This window comes from Mesorhizobium sp. RSR565B (assembly GCF_054719465.1).
The window spans coordinates 1,965,539-1,983,147 of the sequence record NZ_JBTTIE010000001.1; the positions used below are offsets into that span (position 1 = coordinate 1,965,539).

At 63.5% G+C, this 17,609-nt stretch carries 17 protein-coding genes; 8 read left to right on the plus strand and 9 right to left on the minus strand.

Annotation, left to right across the window (positions count from 1 at the left end; translation table 11 throughout):
• Positions 1–28: 28 nt before the first annotated feature.
• From ACYG9R_RS09375 to gcvA, 8 genes are all read right to left on the minus strand, one after another.
• Complete coding sequence (locus ACYG9R_RS09375; RefSeq protein WP_023707773.1) at positions 29–766, minus strand: ABC transporter ATP-binding protein; 738 nt, start codon at positions 764–766, stop codon at positions 29–31.
• Positions 763–1,488: an ABC transporter ATP-binding protein gene (locus ACYG9R_RS09380; protein ID WP_023693111.1), complete on the minus strand. Its 726-nt coding sequence runs from the start codon at positions 1,486–1,488 to the stop codon at positions 763–765. Before ACYG9R_RS09380 ends, ACYG9R_RS09375 begins: the two co-directional genes overlap by 4 nt.
• Complete coding sequence (locus ACYG9R_RS09385; protein ID WP_023689192.1) at positions 1,485–2,447, minus strand: branched-chain amino acid ABC transporter permease; 963 nt, start codon at positions 2,445–2,447, stop codon at positions 1,485–1,487. The genes ACYG9R_RS09380 and ACYG9R_RS09385 overlap by 4 nt, the downstream gene beginning before the upstream one ends.
• Positions 2,444–3,325, minus strand: coding sequence for a branched-chain amino acid ABC transporter permease (locus ACYG9R_RS09390; RefSeq protein WP_023671284.1), 882 nt, complete (start codon positions 3,323–3,325; stop codon positions 2,444–2,446). The genes ACYG9R_RS09385 and ACYG9R_RS09390 overlap by 4 nt, the downstream gene beginning before the upstream one ends.
• 159 nt (positions 3,326–3,484) lie before the next feature.
• A complete protein-coding gene (locus ACYG9R_RS09395; RefSeq protein ID WP_023689191.1) occupies positions 3,485–4,789 on the minus strand; it encodes an ABC transporter substrate-binding protein in 1,305 nt (434 codons plus the stop codon).
• 152 nt (positions 4,790–4,941) lie between these two features.
• Positions 4,942–6,384, minus strand: coding sequence for a hypothetical protein (locus ACYG9R_RS09400; protein ID WP_023823944.1), 1,443 nt, complete (start codon positions 6,382–6,384; stop codon positions 4,942–4,944).
• A gap of 191 nt (positions 6,385–6,575) precedes the next feature.
• Entirely contained in the window at positions 6,576–7,880 is a 1,305-nt protein-coding gene (gene pncB / locus ACYG9R_RS09405) for a nicotinate phosphoribosyltransferase (protein WP_023683568.1), read from the minus strand.
• A 168-nt stretch (positions 7,881–8,048) separates the two neighbouring features.
• Entirely contained in the window at positions 8,049–9,017 is a 969-nt protein-coding gene (gcvA, locus tag ACYG9R_RS09410) for a transcriptional regulator GcvA (protein ID WP_023671280.1), read from the minus strand.
• A 207-nt stretch (positions 9,018–9,224) separates the two neighbouring features.
• Between gcvA and speB the strand changes: the two genes are divergently transcribed.
• From speB to ACYG9R_RS09450, 8 genes are all read left to right on the plus strand, one after another.
• Positions 9,225–10,286, plus strand: a complete 1,062-nt coding sequence (gene speB / locus ACYG9R_RS09415) for an agmatinase (protein WP_023736903.1) — start codon at positions 9,225–9,227, stop codon at positions 10,284–10,286.
• A gap of 83 nt (positions 10,287–10,369) precedes the next feature.
• Positions 10,370–11,164 carry a transporter substrate-binding domain-containing protein gene (locus tag ACYG9R_RS09420; protein WP_023703697.1) on the plus strand — a complete coding sequence of 265 codons (795 nt, stop codon included), beginning with the start codon at positions 10,370–10,372 and terminating at the stop codon, positions 11,162–11,164.
• Between the two features lie 6 nt (positions 11,165–11,170).
• A complete protein-coding gene (locus ACYG9R_RS09425; RefSeq protein ID WP_023823945.1) occupies positions 11,171–11,827 on the plus strand; it encodes an amino acid ABC transporter permease in 657 nt (218 codons plus the stop codon).
• Positions 11,824–12,471, plus strand: coding sequence for an amino acid ABC transporter permease (locus ACYG9R_RS09430; RefSeq protein ID WP_023695893.1), 648 nt, complete (start codon positions 11,824–11,826; stop codon positions 12,469–12,471). Before ACYG9R_RS09425 ends, ACYG9R_RS09430 begins: the two co-directional genes overlap by 4 nt.
• A gap of 68 nt (positions 12,472–12,539) precedes the next feature.
• On the plus strand, positions 12,540–13,628 hold the full coding sequence (locus ACYG9R_RS09435) for an ABC transporter substrate-binding protein (RefSeq protein WP_023823946.1): 1,089 nt from the start codon (positions 12,540–12,542) through the stop codon (positions 13,626–13,628).
• 95 nt (positions 13,629–13,723) lie between these two features.
• Positions 13,724–14,761, plus strand: a complete 1,038-nt coding sequence (locus tag ACYG9R_RS09440; RefSeq protein ID WP_023671274.1) for an ABC transporter ATP-binding protein — start codon at positions 13,724–13,726, stop codon at positions 14,759–14,761.
• The gene (locus ACYG9R_RS09445; protein WP_023736905.1) at positions 14,758–15,612 is read left to right on the plus strand and encodes an ABC transporter permease; all 855 of its coding nucleotides are present in this window, start codon (positions 14,758–14,760) and stop codon (positions 15,610–15,612) included. The genes ACYG9R_RS09440 and ACYG9R_RS09445 overlap by 4 nt, the downstream gene beginning before the upstream one ends.
• Entirely contained in the window at positions 15,609–16,412 is an 804-nt protein-coding gene (locus ACYG9R_RS09450) for an ABC transporter permease (protein ID WP_023671272.1), read from the plus strand. The genes ACYG9R_RS09445 and ACYG9R_RS09450 overlap by 4 nt, the downstream gene beginning before the upstream one ends.
• Positions 16,413–16,595: 183 nt before the next feature.
• Here the strand turns inward: ACYG9R_RS09450 and ACYG9R_RS09455 are convergent, their stop codons facing one another.
• Complete coding sequence (locus ACYG9R_RS09455) at positions 16,596–17,594, minus strand: LacI family DNA-binding transcriptional regulator (RefSeq protein ID WP_023739701.1); 999 nt, start codon at positions 17,592–17,594, stop codon at positions 16,596–16,598.
• Positions 17,595–17,609: the final 15 nt, after the last annotated feature.

Genomic DNA, 17,609 nt, shown 5'->3' on the forward strand with positions numbered 1-17,609 from the left:
TCGGACCCCCACAAGGGGGAGGGTAATCTTAGCCGACGCCCACATATCGGCGCACCGCCGACGGATCGGCGCGAAGCTGTTCGACATCCACCGTCTCGCGGTTACGGCCGTTTTCGATGAAGCAGACGCGGTCGGCGACGGACAGCACGGCGTCGACGCGCTGTTCGACCAGAATGGTGGAGACACCTAGCTCACGCAGCTTCACCACCGTCTCGCGGATCTTGGCGATCATCGACGGCATCAGCCCCTCCGTCGGCTCGTCTAGCAACAGCACCTGCGGCTCAAGGCAAAGCGCACGGGCCATGGCCAGCATCTGCTGCTCGCCGCCGGACAAAGTGCCGGAGCGCTGGCGCAGCCGCTGGCGCAGCAGCGGGAAGAGATCGAGCACGCTTTCGCGCGTCGCTCTGCCCTTGCCGCGCGCCATCAGACCGATCTCGATGTTTTCCGCCACCGTCATCTCGGCGAACAGCCGCCTGCCTTGCGGTACATAGGCGACGCCGGCCTTGGGCACCTCATGCGCCGGCAGGCCGGTCAACTCCTTGCCGGCGAGCCGGATCGAGCCGGCGCTCGACGGAACCAGCCCCATGATCGCTTTCAGCGCCGTCGTCTTGCCGGCGCCGTTGCGACCGAACAGGCACAGCACCTCGCCCTTGTTGAGCACGAGATCAAGCTCGTAGAGCACCTGGACCTCGCCATAGAAGCAATCGAGCCTGGAGATGGTCAACGCTTCAGTCTCGTGGGCCTCAGTCTTGGGGGCTTCGCTCATGGCGCCGTCCCCAGATAGGCTTCCTGCACCTGTGTGTTGGCGCGAACCTGTTCGGGCGTGCCTTCGGCCAGGATCCTGCCGGCGTTGAAGACGGTGATGCGGTCGGCCAGCTGCATGACGACCGGCATGTTGTGCTCGATCAGGAGCACGGTGGCGCTCTTGGCAATCTCGCGCACCAGTCCGATGAAATTGTCGATCTCGCTGTCGGCCAGCCCCTGCGTCGGCTCGTCGAGGATCAAAAGCCGCGGCTTAAGCGCCAGGCCCATCGCGACTTCCAGCAGGCGCTGGTGGCCGTAGGAAAGCTGGCCGGCCGGCATATGGGCGCGGCCGGCAAGTCCGGTGCGTTCCAGCGCGGCCATGACGCCGGTGCGCACCGCACCTTTCGAGCGGCCATCGGTCAGCGTGCGCTGCACCGGCAACGCGACATTATCGTAGGCAGAGAGGTTGGCGAAGACGCTGGTGATCTGGAAGGTGTAGGCGATGCCCCGGCGCACCCTGAGATAGGCCGGCTGGCTGGTGATGTCGGCGCCGTCGAAGACGATCATGCCGGACGATGGCTGAATGCGGCCGCTGACCAGGCTGACGAAGGTGGTTTTGCCGGCGCCATTGGGGCCGATGACGGCGCGGATCTCGCCCGGCATCAGCTGAAAATCGACACCATCGACGGCGCGCAGGCCGCCGAAACTGCGCGCCAGGCCTTTGGTGGTCAGCAACGGCATCATGGGAGCCACCCGAGCCAGCGCTGGCGGATGGTGCCCAGAATGCCTTTGGGGAAAAACAGCACCAGCAGGATGAGCGCAATACCGACGATCAGGAGATAGGCGGAGGTGTAGCCGCTGGCGGTGTCGATGACATAGTACATGAACACCGTGCCGAGCAGCGCGCCCAGCGTCGTGGCGGCGCCGCCGAGCAGCACCCAGAGCAGCGGCAGGATGGAATACTGCACCGAGGCAAAGCTCGAGCCGACATAGCCGAACAGCAGCGCATAGGCCGCACCCGAGGCGGCGCAGATGGTGCCGGAGACGACGACGGCGATCAGCTTGTTGGAGAAGGTGTCGTAGCCCAGCATTTTCGTGCGCTCCTCGTTCTCGCGCACCGCGACCAGCACGCGGCCATAGCGGGAGCGGACGATGGCGAGGGTGATCAGCAGCACGACCGAGAACAGCGCCAGCGCGCTCATGTAGCGCACGGTCGGGTTGGTTAGGTCGAGCGATGTCGCGCCGAAGGCCAGAACCCGCGCCGGCTGCGGCACGACCAGACCCTGGTCGCCGCCGGTCCAGGCGGCGAAATAGAGGATGACGAGGTAAAACACCTGCGCGAACATCATGGTGACGATCATGAAGGCGACGCCGGTGGTGCGCAGCGCCAGCAGGCCGATCACCAGTGCCAGCAGCGCGCCGCAGGCGATGCCGGCGAGGAAAGCCAAAGGCACGCTCCAGCCGAGATGGATGACCGCGAGACCAGCGCCATAGAGCCCGGCGGCGAAGAACATGGCGTGGCCGAGGCTGAGCAGGCCGACATAGCCGAACAGCATGTTGTAGCCCATGGCGAACACCGCCAGCACCATGATTCGGGCCAGCAGGCCATGATGGTAGTCGGGCAGGACGAAGCTCAGCGCAAACAGTAGCGCGATGACGCCGAGATGCAATGCATAGGCTTTTGCCGGCGAAGCTTCGCTCATCGCGACGCCTGCCCGAACAGGCCCTGCGGCCGGAATACCAGCACCATGGCCACCAGCAGCGTGGCGATGATCTTGGCCAAAGTCGGCGAAAAGAACACCGAGATGATGCCGTCGGACAGGCCGATCAGCACGGCGGCGACGACGGTGCCGCGCAGCGAGCCGAGGCCGCCGATGATGACGACGATGAAGGACAACAGCAGCGGGTCCTGTCCCATCAGATAATGCGCCTGACTGATCGGCACGATCAGCACGGCGGCGATGGCCGCCAGCATGGCGCCGAGCCCGAAGACGCCGGCATAGACGCGGTCGACCGGAATGCCGAAGGCCTGCGCCGTCTCGCTGTCATATTGGGTGGCGCGCATGATGAGGCCGATCTTGGTGCGCGTCAGCACCAGCCAGGTGGCGATGAGCAGAAGGGCCGAAGCGGCAATGATCGACAGCTTGTAGCCGGAATAGCCGAACCAGGGCAAAAGGATGCGGTAGCTGAAGGGCGGCTCCACCGGGCGGGCTTCCGGGCCATAGAAGCTCAACGCCAGCTGCTGGATGATGTAGAGCATGCCGATCGTGGCGACGATGGTGGCTTCCGGATTGTAATTGAGCCGGCGCAGCACAAGCCGCTCGGCGACCAGCGCAATGGCGCCGACAATCAGCGGCGCAATCACCAGCGCCGCCAGGAAGCCGAGCGTGGGATGGCCGGGTATCGCCGTCGAGATCGCCCAGGCCAGCACCGCGCCCAGCATGAAGAACTCGCCATGGGCGACGTTGACGACGCGCATGACGCCGAACACCAGCGACAGCCCAAGCGCCGTCAGCGCCAACACGGCGGAGGTGACAAGGCCTTCGAGGGCGGCGAGGAGGAGATGGGGTCCGAAATGCATTCAGGGCGCCCTTACCCTCCCCTTGTGGGGAGGGTGACCGCGCAGCGGTCGGGTGGGGGTTGGGCACGGGCCGTCGCGACCCCCACCCCGTCTCGCAAGCTTCGCAAAAGTGCGAAGCTTGCGTGCCGACCCTCCCCACAAGGGGGAGGGTAAGGCGCCTCACAGCGCCTGCGTCGTATAATCCCCTTCGGCCTCGTAAAGCCCGTCCTCGATCTTGGTCTTGTGGACGACATTCAGCTTGCCACCTTCGACCTTGGAGATGTTCTGGATGCCAAAACACTGGTGGATCTTGCCGTTGAAGGTCTTCGGCCCCTGCGGATGCTCCGGCCCTTCGGCGAATTCGGTCAGCGCCTCGGTCGCCTCGACCAGCTTGGCGCGGTCTTCCGGGCCCTTGTAGCCGGCGTCTTCCATCGCCTTCTTGACGACATAGAGCGTCTCCCAGCAGCCGAACATGTGGGCGGCGGTGGAGACGTCCTTGGGGTCGCCAACGGCAGCGCCATTTTCGTCGATGCCAACGGCGGCGCGGTAGGCTTTCTGCGCGGCCGAGTCATTGGCCTGGGCATAGCGCGGCGAGCCTTCCCAGAAATGGCTGCCGTCCAGGAATTCGAGGCCGGGGCTGTTGATGTCGGTGGCTTCGAGCGAATCGATGAAGCCGAACAGCTGCGGCCGGTTGGAGCCGTAGAACTCGCCGAGTTCCTTGACGAAGGTGAGCACGGCCGGGCCGACCATCACGTGGTAGATGACTTCGGTCTCGGCGGGTATCTGCGGGAAGTATTTCGTGAAAGACGACTCTGTCGGCGGGATGGCGATCTGGGCGATGACCTCGGCGCCTTGCGCCTTCAGCGCCGGCGGCAGGTAGTCGCGATGGTCGTAGCCGAAGGCGAAATCCGGGAAGATCTGCGTCACCTTCTTGCCGGCATTGGCCGCGATCCACGGCGCCATCGACTGGATCTGGCTCTTCACATCGGTGATGCCAGGCTGGAAGACGTAGCGGTTGAGCTTGGTCGAAGCGACGTGGTGGCCTTCGCTGACGACGAAATACGGGATCTTGTTTTCGCCGGCGGCCGGCGCCGAGCCGATCACCACATGCGAGAACAGCGTGCCGAAGACGATGTCGGTCTTGTGCTGGGTGGCGAACTTGCCGACCACCTCGGCGCCACGGCCGGGATCGGTGCCGTCATCCTCGATCACCAGTTCGACAGGTCGGCCATTGATGCCGCCGGCGTCGTTGATCGCCTTGACCGCGGCGGCACTGGTCTTTTCATACCAGCGGCCATAGGCGGCGCCGATGCCGGTGCGGTGCGACTGGAAGCCGATCTTGATTGGCGCCGAACTCTGCGCCTGGCTGTAGCGGACGAAGCCGGGCGCGAGCGTCAGCCCGGCGCCGGCGGCGAGACCTTTCAGCGCGGTGCGGCGGCTAAGGGTGGATTTGGAGAGATCGAAAAACCCATTCTTGTCAGTCACGGCAGTTCCCCTGTTTTTGAGTTTTGACTGTCTGTAACGAGGCAAGGCCACTCCCTTGCAGGAGGGGCAGAAATTGCATGTGTACAAACTAAATCACCAAAGCACAGAGCTTGCAAGCGGGCTTTCCGCAAAGGCATGTGGATCAGCTTGTCTCATCCGGCCGTCGGCGTGGCAAGCAACCACAGGCCGAAGATCGTGTAGGCAATCATCAGCATGGTGAGCGGCAACTGGCTGAGGGCGGCGCGCGATGGCACCTGGTGCAGTCGCCAGGCCAGTCCATGGGCAACGAGCACCGCCAGCATGTGCCCGGCGATGATGATGCCGGCCTGCAGGTTCCACAGCCACCAGGCGGAGTGGGCCCCGGCGACGATGCCGGCCTCGATCTGCATGTCGGCGGCGCCGAACAGGTTCCATCCCAGCGCGAACGGGTCGGACAAAGCGGCAATCGCATACTGGCCGTCGACCAGCAGCGCCGTCAGATAGTGCGCGACATGATAGGCGAGCGCGATCGGTACGATCGACCAGATCAGCAGCCCGGCGGCCTCGCCGTGGGAATGTCGGCTGCCGGCAAGGCGCTGGCCGAGTATGACGGCCAGCAGGAATGCCGCCGCGAGCAGGACGAAGGTCAGCACGAGGCCAAAGCTGCTTATGCCGATGAGCGCCGTGCGGCCGGGATATTCCAGCGGGTTGATGCCGAACAGGCCGAGCCAGAAGAAGGTTTTCGACAGGCCGTCGAAGGACACCGATGACAGGCTGAGCAGCAGGACGGCCATACCGCTTGCCGGCAGGGGCGCTGCGCCGAGCAGTTTTGAGCCCGGCCAGCAGAGAGCGAGGCGACCGTGTTCATCGCGCTCGACGATGGCGAAACGAGCCACCATGGCGAAAAAGATCGTCAGGAATTCGCCGCGCCGGCTCCAATCGCGGTAGCCAAAGGCGAGCATGGCGATGAAGGTAAGCAACCAGTAGAGGCCAGCGACATAGGCAAGCCGCGCCGGGTCGTCGGGCGCCGGGTAGATCAGTTCGAACCAGGCGAAGGCGAAGAACAGGATAACGGCCGGCCAGCGGCCGAGCCATGAAGGCAAACGCGATTTCTGTCCCTCACCGCCACGAAGCTTGAACAGGCGGCTTACGATCCGCCACGGGCCATACCATGGATTCAGCCACGACCAGAGATCGCCGAACAGGCCTTGGGCGATGGCAAGGCCGACCCAGAGCAGCGTCCAGATGATCAGGGGCAGCGGATTGGAGAGCGGGTCGCGGCTGCCGAACAGGCCGGCGGCGACGAGGGTTGCGAAGCCGGCAAAGGAGATGAGGCTGATGATTGTGCGGGCGGTGTCGGCGAATGGGAAGAGCGGCAGGCGGCGGCGCCAGAAGCGGTCGAGGGTTGCGGGTGGCAGCAGGGCGAGGACGAGGAAGCTGAGGGCGACGGCGAGCGCGCCGCCGGCGATGTAGTAGCCGGTGGGCAGGAGGAGGACGTGGCCGCGGTCGGAGGCGTGGGCGAAGGCAGGGTTGGGGAGGAGTGTGAGGGTGGGGGAGCAGGCGACATATGTCAGCCTGATGCGATCCTTCACACCCCCCTCTGGCCTGCCGGCCATCTCCCCCGCAAGGGGGGAGATTGGATGTCGCCGGGGCTTTCGCCAACTTTCAAGGGTAAAGAAAGAGGCGCGGTACTCGACGCTGCCAATCTCCCCCCTTGCGGGGGAGATGTCCGGCAGGACAGAGGGGGGTGGGCGGGAACTCACGCTATCGCGATTTCCATTTCGTCCAGCAAGGCACCCGCCGACCCTCAAACCTTGACCAGCTGCTCCACGCGGTCCTTCGCCCCAAAAATCCGGAGATAGCGCTCGATCTCCTTCTTGTCGCCCGTCGCTTTCGCCGGATTGTCCGACAGCTTCACCGCCGGCCGGCCATTGGCCTCCGTCACCTTACAGACCAGCGATATCGCATCCAGGCTGTTGGTTTCGGTCGGCGCGCAGCCTTCGAAATCGTTGGTGAGGTTGGTGCCCCAGCCGAAGGACATGCGCACCTTGCCCTTGAAGTGCCTGTAGGTCTCCTCGATGGTCTCGACCTCGAGCCCGTCGGAGAAAATCAGCAGCTTCTGCCTGGGGTCCTTGCCCTTCTCGCGCCACCAGTCGATGATTTTTTCGCCGCCTTCGATCGGCGGCGCACTGTCGGGGCGGAAGCCGGTCCAGTCGGCGACCCAGTCCGGCGCGTCGCGCAGGAAGGATGCGGTGCCGAAAGCGTCGGGCAGCACGATCAGCAGGTTGCCGCCATAATAACGCTGCCAGTCCTGCAGCACCTTGTAGGGCGATTCCTTCAATTCCTTTTCCGACTTGGCAAGGGCGGCAAAAACCATCGGCAGTTCATGCGCGTTGGTGCCGAGCGCTTCGAGGTCGTTGTCCATGGCCAGCAGCACGTTGGAGGTGCCGGTGAAGGCTTCGCCAATACCTTCTTTGAGCGCCTCGACGCACCAGCGCTGCCACAGGAAGGAATGGCGGCGGCGGGTGCCGAAATCGGAGATGCGGATGCCGGGCAGCGCCTTCAAGCGTTCGGTCTTGGCCCACATCTTCCCCTTGGCGCGTGCATAGAGCACGTCAAGCGCGAAGGGACCGAAGGCGCGCATGGCGGCGCGGGAGCGAAGCTCATTGATGATCGCCAGCGCCGGGATTTCCCACAGCGTAGTGTACATCCAGGGGCCACTGAAGGAGAGCTCGTACTGCCCGTCGCGCTTGGAGAGCTCGTAGTCGGGCAGCCGAAAACCTTCCAGCCAGGCGAGGAATTCCGGCTCGAAGATCTGCTTGCGGCCATAGAAATTGTTACCGCCAAGCCAGATCATCTCCTTTTTGGAGAAGCGCAGCGTGCGGGCATGGTCGAGCTGGTCGCGCAATTCGCCTTCGTCGATGTCGTCGGCCAGGCGCACCGAGGTGGTGCGGTTGATCAGCGAAAAGGTGGCGTCGACCTTGGGGTACATGCCCCAGATCATCTGCAGCATCAGAAGCTTGTAGAAATCGGTGTCGAGCAGGCTGCGGACGATCGGGTCCAGCTTCCAGGTGTGGTTGTAGACGCGCCGCGCTATATCGGTTCTTGCCATGTCCTGCCGTCGCCTTCGCTGCTCACGTCTTCTTACGCAATTCCGGACGGGAAACCGCCGCACAGTTTTCCTGGAATTGCCGGGCAAGAGCTTATTAGCATTGAATTTTTGAAAGCGCTTCCCGCTTTCCGGGCTGGCCCGACAAAAAGCAGTCGCTCCGGTCCAGCCTCAACTCTTGGCGCCCACCACCCGCAGCGCCGGACGCTTCCGGCGGCTGCCGATGCGGCCGGCCACCGGCGCGTCGGCCCGGCTGTCGGCCTGTTCCTTTTCGGCAAACAGCCAGTCGACGAACAATTGCACGATCGGCGCCGAACGCATCTCGTTGCGGCAGACGACGTAGAAATCGTCGACTGCCGGCACCGACAGGCTGAACGGCGCCACCAGCAGGCCCCTGGCGAGCAGCATGCTGGCGGTGACGGAATCACCGAGCGCCACGCCATGTCCGTGCACCGCGGCTTCGATCGCCGTACGGGCGTCGCCGAGATGGTGGCGGCGGCCACGTTCGAGGTCGAGCCCATCGGCGGCGGCCAGCCAGGTGTGCCATTCGCGGCCATCATCGCCATGCAGGATGACATGGCCAGCAAGATCCCGGCAGATGCGGAGCGGCCGGTTGTTGATCAGCGTCGGACTGACCACCGGGAACAGTTCGAGGCCCGACCATTTGCGCATCCAGCAATCGGTCCAGCTGCCGTCGCCATAGAGCACGCAGACATCGACCTGTGGGGCGCGGATGTCCTTGGGGTCGTTGGACGGGATCAGCGTCAGCCTGATGTCGGGGTATTGCGCCATGAAGCTGCCGAGCCGCGGCGTCATCCATAGAAGCAGCAGCGCCGGCACGCAGGACACCGACAGTGTACCGGCGCTGGCTGGCCTGGTCATGCGCTGGGTGGCGGCGGCGATGCCGTCGAAGGCGGTCGAGACCGCCGGCAGCAATTCGGCGCCGTGCGGGGTGAGCTTTACCCGCTGTCCGGTGCGTTCGAACAGTTTTACGCCGAGTGATTGCTCGAGCGCCTTGATCTGGTGGCTGATCGCGCCGTGGGTGACGTTGAGCTCACTCGCCGCCTTGGTCAGCGAGGCATGCCGCGCCGTCGCCTCGAAGGCGCGCAAGGGATTCAAGGGGGGCAGACGCTTGGCCATGAGCAACCGGATACTCTGTGAGATTTTCTCACAATCAGCACCGTAACAATATCAATTGATTTTTCAATGCGGCTGCCGGACACTTTGGCAGGTCAACAGCATTAATGACGTGAAATCTACAGGCAGCCAGCGGGACAGCGACCCGGCCGGATGATGGTCAGTTTGCAGACGCTGCCGCATGCACCAGCCCGGCAGGAGGAGACCGACATGGGTTATGACAGAGGCAAGCTCGACGCGCTGCGCCGCAAATATGGCGAGAGCCATGGCGGCGAGATGTTCGACCCGAAGTTCCGCAAGGTCGCCGACAAGATCTTCTCCAAGAGCGGCACCCGACTCGCGCCCTATGCCGGCATCCCGACCTTCCTCGCCGCGCCCTACCGTGAAATCGCTGCCGACAATCCGGATTTCGGCGATTTGCAGGTGGCGATCATCGGCGTGCCGATGGATCTCGGCGTCACCAACCGGCCCGGCTCGCGCTTCGGGCCAAGGGCGCTGCGCGCCATCGAGCGCATAGGCCCCTACAATCATGTGCTGGAATGCGCGCCGACGCATGAGCTTCGCGTCGCCGACATCGGCGATACGCCGTTCCGCAGCCGTTACCGGCTGGAGATCAGCCACGAGGATATCGAGCGCCGCACCAACCAGATCGTCGATGCCGGCGTGCTGCCGCTCTCGGTCGGAGGCGACCACTCGATCAGCCATCCGATCCTGAAGGCGGTCGGCAAGAAGGCGCCGGTCGGCATGATCCACATCGACGCTCATTGCGACACAAGCGGGCTGTTCGACATGACCAAGTTCCATCATGGCGGACCGTTCCGCAACGCGGTGCTGGACGGCGTGCTCGACCCCACCCGCACCATCCAGATCGGCATCCGCGGCTCGGCGGAGTATCTGTGGGAGTTCACCTATGAATCCGGCATGACGGTCGTGCATGCCGAAGAGGTGACGGGTCTCGGCATTCCGGCCATCATCGAGAAGGCGCGCAGAATAGTCGGCGACGGCCCGACCTACATTTCCTTCGACGTCGACAGTGTCGATCCGGCCTTCGCGCCGGGTACCGGCACGCCGGAAATAGGCGGCCTGACGACGCGCGAGGTGCTCGAACTGCTGCGCGGCTTGAAAGGCCTCAACATTGTCGGCGGCGATGTCGTCGAGGTGGCGCCGCAATATGACGCGACCACCAACACCGCCCATGTCGGCGCCCAGGTCCTGTTCGAGATCCTGAGCCTGATGGTGTTCAGCCCGGCGATCACCGGCAAGGGGGCCTGACGGATTTCACATGCAAAGGCGGCCGCCGCGCTGGAGCCGGCGGCCGTTTCCAAAACAAACAAGCTTCCAGAAGGGGAATACCAATGACAATCCATATGAAATCAACTATCGCCGCTGCGCTGATGCTCGCCGGCCTCGGCTTCGCCTCCCAGGCCAATGCCGATGCCGTCGACGACATCACCAAGGCCGGCGCCATCAATGTCGGCATCTTCTCCGACTTTCCGCCCTTCTCCTCGGCCAGCGCCGATATGAGCATCAAGGGTTACGACGTCGACGTCGCGCAGGCGATCGCCGATTCACTTAAGGTGAAGCTCAATCTGGTCAGCGTCACCGGCCAGAACCGCATCCCGTATCTCACCGACAAGCGCGTCGATATCCTGATGAGCGTCGGCTATTCCAAGGAGCGCGAGGAGGTCATCGATTTCGCCGCCGCCTATGCGCCCTATTACATCGCCGTCATCGGTCCGGCAGCGCTTTCGATCAAAGGCAAGGAAGATCTCGCCGACAAGTCGATCGCCGTCAATCGCGGCACGCTGGAGGATACGTCGCTGACCGAAGCGGCGCCGGCATCGGCCGACATCAAGCGCTTCGACAACTACAATTCCGTCATCCAGGCCTTCATCTCGGGCCAGACCCAGCTGATGGTGGTCGGCAATGATGTCGGCGCCCAGGTGCTGGCCAAGCAGGACGCGCTGAAGCCGGAGCAGAAGTTCCAGCTTCTGACCTCGCCTTCGCATATCGGCCTCAACAAGAAAGAGGACCGGCTGAAGACGGCGGTCAATGATGCGGTTGCCAAGATGCTGGCCGACGGCAAGCTCGATGAGAGCTCGAAGGCCTGGCTGAAGACGCCGCTCAATCCCGACAACCTCAAGGATTGAGTTCTCGTGGCCTTTGCCTGGCTCCCAGGCGCTGTGGGCGACATCGCGCGCGGCGCGGCCACGACGATCCTGTTGATCGTCGTGACCACGCTCGTGGGCACGCTGCTCAGCATCCTGGGCGCTGCCGGCCGGCGCAACGGCCCGGTATTCGTGAAGCGCGCCATCGCGATCTATGTCGAGGTGATGCGCAACACGCCGTTCCTGGTGCAGCTGTTCTTCATCTTCTTCGGCCTGCCCAGCCTCGGCATAAGGCTCGATCCGATCCTCGCCGCCATGCTGGCAATGACGCTCAACATGGCGGCCTACACAATTGAAATCGTCGGCGCCGGTCTCGATGCCGTGCCCGGCGGACAGACGGAAGCCGCCTTGGCACTCGGGCTTCGGCCACGCCAGGTGTTTGTCAAGATCGTGCTGCCGCAGGCGCTCAAGGTGATCTACCCGGCGCTGACCAGCCAGATCGTCATCATGATGCTGGAATCGGCCGTGGTGTCGCAGATCGCCGTGCGCGAGCTGACCTATGAGGCCGACATGCTGCAAGCCCGCACCTTCCGGTCCTTCGAAACCTATTTCGTCGTGACCCTGGTCTACCTCGTCCTGTCCATGGCCTTGCGCCGGCTGCTGGTCACAGGCGGGCGCCGCGTGTTGGGGGCAGGAGTCACATGATCGAATTCACCTTCTGGGACATCGTTCGCAATCTGCTGCTCGCCGCCCGCTGGACGGTGCTGTTGTCGCTGGCCGCCTTCGTCGGCGGGGCGCTGGTCGGGCTGATCGTGCTGTTCTTCAGGATCGCAGAGAATAAATGGAGCCAGCGGGTCGCTTCGGGCTACATCGCCCTGTTCCAGGGAACGCCGCTGTTGATGCAGCTGTTCCTGATGTTCTTCGGCCTGCCGATGCTCGGCCTGCGCATCGAGCCATGGACGGCAGCAGTGCTCGGCCTGACCTTCTTCGCCAGCGCCTATCTGGCCGAGATCTGGCGCAGCGGCGTCGATGCGCTGCCGCGCGGACAGTGGGATGCCGGCGCCAGCCTCGGTCTGCACCGCCTGCAGGAGCTCAGGCTGATCATCCTGCCGCAGGCGTTCTCGATCACAAGGGCGCCGATCGTCGGCTTCCTGGTGCAGTTGATCAAATCGACGGCGCTGACCTCGATCATCGGCTTCGAGGAGTTGGTCAGAACCTCCAACGCCATCAACAACGCCACCTTCGAACCGTTCAAGGTCTACGGGCTGGTGGCGCTGATCTTCTTCGTCATGTGCTTTCCACTGACGCAATACGCCCGTACGCTCGAACAACGAGCGGCGGCCCACTGACGCCAGGCGGCGACAGTGCGTGAAGGGAACCTGCCGGAATAGAACGGCATCAACTGAGGAGAAACCAGATGAACAGACTGATTGGAAAATCCCTGACACGGCGCGGCGTGCTTGGTGCGGGCCTCGCTACAGCCGGCGTGCTCGCCATGCCGTCGATCCTGCGCGCGCAGGACAAGTCGCTGAAGGTCGGCGTCTATGGCGGCTATTTCAAGAAATCCTTCGACGAGCACGTCTTCCCCGATTTCACCAAGGCCACCGGCATTGCAGTGGAATCGGTCGCCGAGCCGACCGGCGAAGCCTGGCTGGTGCAGCTCGAACAAGCGTCCAAGGCCGGCCAGGCGCCGGCCGACCTTTCGATGATGTCGCAGACCTCGACGCTGAAGGGCCAGTCGACCGAATTGTGGACGCCGCTCGATACGTCGAAGTTCAAGCACTACAACGACCTCTTGCCGCGCTTCGTCAACAAATATCCGGATGGCCGGGTCGCCGGCATCGGCGCCGTCGCCTGGTGGATCACGCTGGTCTCCAACACCGACGTCTACAAGGATGCGCCGACCTCATGGGAGACTCTGTGGGACAAGGCCAATGAGGACAAGCTTGGCCTTCTGGCACTTGCCTCGAACTCGTTCCTGCTCGAAGTGACAGCCAAGACCTTCATGAGCGGCACCAATGCGCTCGACACCGAGGACGGACTGAACAAGGCGTTCGAAAAGCTCGCCGAGCTCAAGCCGAATGTCCGGCTGTGGTATCGCGACGAGGCGCAGTTCGAGCAGGCGCTGAAGTCGGGCGAGATCCCGATGGGCCAGTATTATCACGACGTCACCGGCCTCGCGGTCGCCGACGGCTTCCATGTCCGCTCGACCTTCCCGAAGGAAGGCGGCATCCAGGACTCCGGCAATTGGGTGCTGTCGCGCGCCTCGACCAAGGTCGACGAGGCGCATGCCTTCATCGACTATATGAGCCAGCCGTCGATGCAGGGCCTGATGTCGCGCAAGGTCGGAACCACGCCGACGCTGAAGAAAGAGGTGCTCGACCTCAAGCCGGAAGAGTTCGCAGCCGTGTCGTCGGATATCGATCCGATCATCCCGCGCTACGACCTCTATACGTCGAAGGCCGACTGGATCAACCAGAAGTGGACCGAGCTGATCGTCGGCTGAGCCGCCCGTTCCGCTTGAAAACTGATCGGCCGCCGGATTTCCTCCGGCGGCCATTTCCTGGAATTGCTCCAGCGCACAGCCTGAGAGGGATGAGCATGTCCGGACTAGATATCAACGCCGTCACCAAAAAATTCGGCAACTTCGCCGCCGTCGACAATGTCCAGCTCAACGTGCCGCATGGCACGTTCGTGTGTCTGCTCGGCCCATCGGGCTGCGGCAAGACCACGCTGCTGCGCATGATTGCCGGACTGGAGGAGCCGACCAGCGGCGCCATCGTGCTCGACGGCGAGGACATCACGCCTTTGCCGACGCACAAGCGCAATCTCGGCATGGTGTTCCAGTCGCTGGCCCTGTTTCCGCATCTCTCTGTTGGCGACAACATCGCCTATGCGCTGCGCATTCGCGGCGCCTCGAAGGAGGAGCAGAAGAAGCGCGTCGACGAGTTGCTGGGCCTCATCCATCTGACCGGCTTTGCCGACCGCCCGGTGGCCAAACTGTCGGGCGGTCAGCGCCAGCGCGTGGCAATTGCACGGGCCTTGGCGCTGTCGCCGAAACTGTTCCTGCTCGACGAGCCGCTGTCGGCGCTCGACGCCAAACTGCGCGAGGCCATGCAGGTGGAACTGCGCCAGTTGCAGCAGCGGTTGGGCATCACCACCATCGTCGTCACCCACGACCAGCGCGAAGCCATGACCATGGCCGACCTGGTCGTCGTCATGGGCCACGGCAGAATCCTGCAGGCGGCGCCGCCGATCGAGATCTACCGCAAGCCGGCCGACGCCTTCGTCGCCGACTTCATCGGCATCACCAATCTGCTGCCGGCCGAGATCGACAGCACCGGGCGTACCACCATTCTGGGCACAGCCATTCCAGGTCTTGCCATGCCGGCGGGTCAGACCAAAGCGTCTGTTTCGGTCCGCCCGGAGGACGTGCATCTGGGCAGCCCCGGCGGCTCGGCCATTACCGGCGAGGTGAGTTTCGTTCGCGATCTCGGCGGCACCATCGAGACCTTCGTCGACGTCGGCGGTACCAGCATCATTGCGGTAACGACGCCGCGCGAGCGGCATGACGTGCCGGTCGGCGCCAAGGTCGGCGTAACATTGCCACCGGCAAGCTGCGTGGTGCTCGGCGCATGAGACGCGAACCCCCGAAGTCGATAGCCGACTACACGCCGCTGTTCTTTCCGGCGCTGATGCTGGTCGTCTTCTTCGTCGTGCCGTTCTCGACGATGATCGCGGTCAGCTTCTTCAAACGCAACCCGTCCGGTTTCTACACGCCGGACTTCGTGTTCGACAATTACGCCCGCTTCCTGTCGGTGTTCTTCGGCGGCGTGCTCGGCTTTTCGCTGATGCTGGCGGTGCTGGTCGCCGTCTGCTGCGTCGCCATCGCCTTCCCCTTCACCTACCTTTTGACCCGTCGGCCGCGCCGCGTGCAGACGCTGTGGCTGGTCGGTCTGTTATCGGTGCTATCGCTGTCTGAGGTCATCATCGGCTTTGCCTGGTCGACGCTGTTTTCGCGCACCGCCGGCATCACCAATTTGTTCGTGGCGATCGGGCTGATGGACAAGCCGGTGGCGCTGCTGCCGACCTTTGGCGCGGTGCTGACCGGCATGGTCTACCAGGCGCTGCCCTATACGATCCTGGTGCTGTACCCCGCCCTCGTGCGCCTCGACCCGACATTGCTCGAGGCAGCGCGCACGCTCGGCGCCTCGCCGATCCGCGCCTTCTTCAACGTCGTCGCGCCGGCGCTCCGCAACACCATCGTGGCGACGCTGATCATGGTCTTCGTGTTCGCCCTCGGCTCCTATCTGCTGCCGCAGATTCTGGGACGGCCTCAACACTGGACGCTGTCGGTGTTGATCACCGACCAGGCGATCTACCAGTCCAACATGCCGTTCGCGGCCGCAATGGCGGTGTTCCTGGTGCTGATCTCGCTGGCGCTGGTCGGATTGACACTGCTCGTCGGACGAAGGGAGAACGCCCTATGACCGCGACCTTGCTGCGCCGTGTCTATTTCACCATCGTCGCGCTGTTCCTGGCGGCGCCGCTGATCGTCGTCGCCGGCGTGTCGGTCAATTCGCGCCAGGAGCTCTCCTTCCCGCCGGTCGGTTTCTCGCTCGCCTGGTACGCCCAGATCTTCACCGATCCGGAATGGCGGCTGGCGCTGATCCATTCGGTGACGCTGGCCGTCTGCTCGGCGGCCATTGCCGTGGCGGTCGCGCTGCCGCTGGCTTGGTTCCTGTGGCGGCGCATCGCGCCATGGGCGAACATTTTTCAGGTGCTGGGCCTCGCGCCCTTCATCCTGCCGCCGGTCATCACCGCGCTCGGCTTCCTCTCCTTCTGGGCGACGGTCGGGCTGTTCGGCCAGTTCTTCACCGCCATAATCAGCCACGCCATCTTCTTCGTGACGCTGCCGCTGGTGACGCTGTCGCTCGGCTTTGCCTCGATCGACCGCTCGCTGGTCGAGGCCGCGGCGACCATGGGCGCCGATGACCGCACAGTGCTGAAAACCGTGGTGCTGCCGTTGATCCTGCCCTACCTCGTCTCGGGCTACGCCTTCGCCTTCGTCTTGTCGCTCAACGAATACATCGTCGCCTACATGACGATCGGCTTCACCACCGAGACGCTGCCCATCAAGATCTTCAACGCGCTGCGCTATGGCTACACGCCGACCATGGCTTCGGTGTCGGTGTTCTTCGTCGCGGTGGCGGCACTGGTGTTCGGCTCGATCGCCAGGTTCGGCGATATTCGCAGATTGCTCGGCGCGATGTCGTCCGACGGGAGCTGAGCGCAATCATTCTAAGTAACAGCACCAGTACAGCACCCCTCGATCGCTGCTCAGACCACCAATGCCATGAAGGTGTTGAGTGCACCCTATGCACTCGCGCAGGCGGCAGCTTCGCGCCTCATCTCGGACTCAGGGGTGAACCTAAGTGCTCCTCGAAAGCGGACAACTGACTTCTTCGCCCGACTATTCGCCAGGGTCGAACTCACCTTTGAACAAGACCGTCTCCACCGGCCCGAGGGGATTGACGATCCGGCTCTCCAGGACTTCGACAAGTTTGCGTCCGACACCCGCTATGTCCACGAAATGAACGCCGATCTTCGCAGGCAAGAAACGTGACAGCCGCGTGCTGTCCCGAGTGACAATGTGGATGTCACTCCCTGGCGCGAGACCTCTTCTGCCAAGAGCGTGTAGTGCCCCCAAAAGGCCCAGTTCGTTGGCGCAAGCCAAGCCCGTCGGCGGATCTGACCAGGCCAGCATGCGATCGAACCAGGCTGCGCTCGATTCCATGGTGAACATTCCATGACCGATCAGCGACTGGTCGATCGGAATACCAGCCTCGGCCATTGCCCTTCCATACCCGGAAAGACGCATGGCACTCGCCTGGTCGCCCGGAACGAGAAGTTGCAGCGCAATGCGTCGGCAGCCCTTGTCCACGAGCCGCCGGGTCGCCTCGTAGGCAATCTGTTCATTGTCGATGTCGACATAAGGATATGCTGTATCCAGGTCAGTTCTTCCAAACGCGACGAATGGCATGCCTCTATCCAGCAATAGCTTAACGCGTGGATCACCCGAGACCATGCGCGTGATAATCAGTCCGTCTGTGCTGCCCGCCTGAAGCTGTCGCTGCACACTCTCGATGGGGTCATCATCGGGCGTGGTGGAGTAGATGGATAGACTATAACCCGCTTGCCGCGCCGCCAGCGTCATGCCTTCGATTAACGGAAGCTTCAACAGATCGGACAGATGATCTTGTGTTTCCATCGGGTAGATTGCTGTCATCGTCAGCGTGCGGCCAGTTTTGAGCGCGAAGCCATGATGATTTGGCACATAGCCGACCCGCTGCGCCACTTCCTTGACGCGAGCGATGGTGGCGGGATGAACCTCCGGCCCATCCTTCAGCGCGCGGGATACCGTGGTCACCGAAAGGGAAAGTTCCGCCGCGATCTGTTTCAGGTTGGTCATGTCGCCCGACCTCAT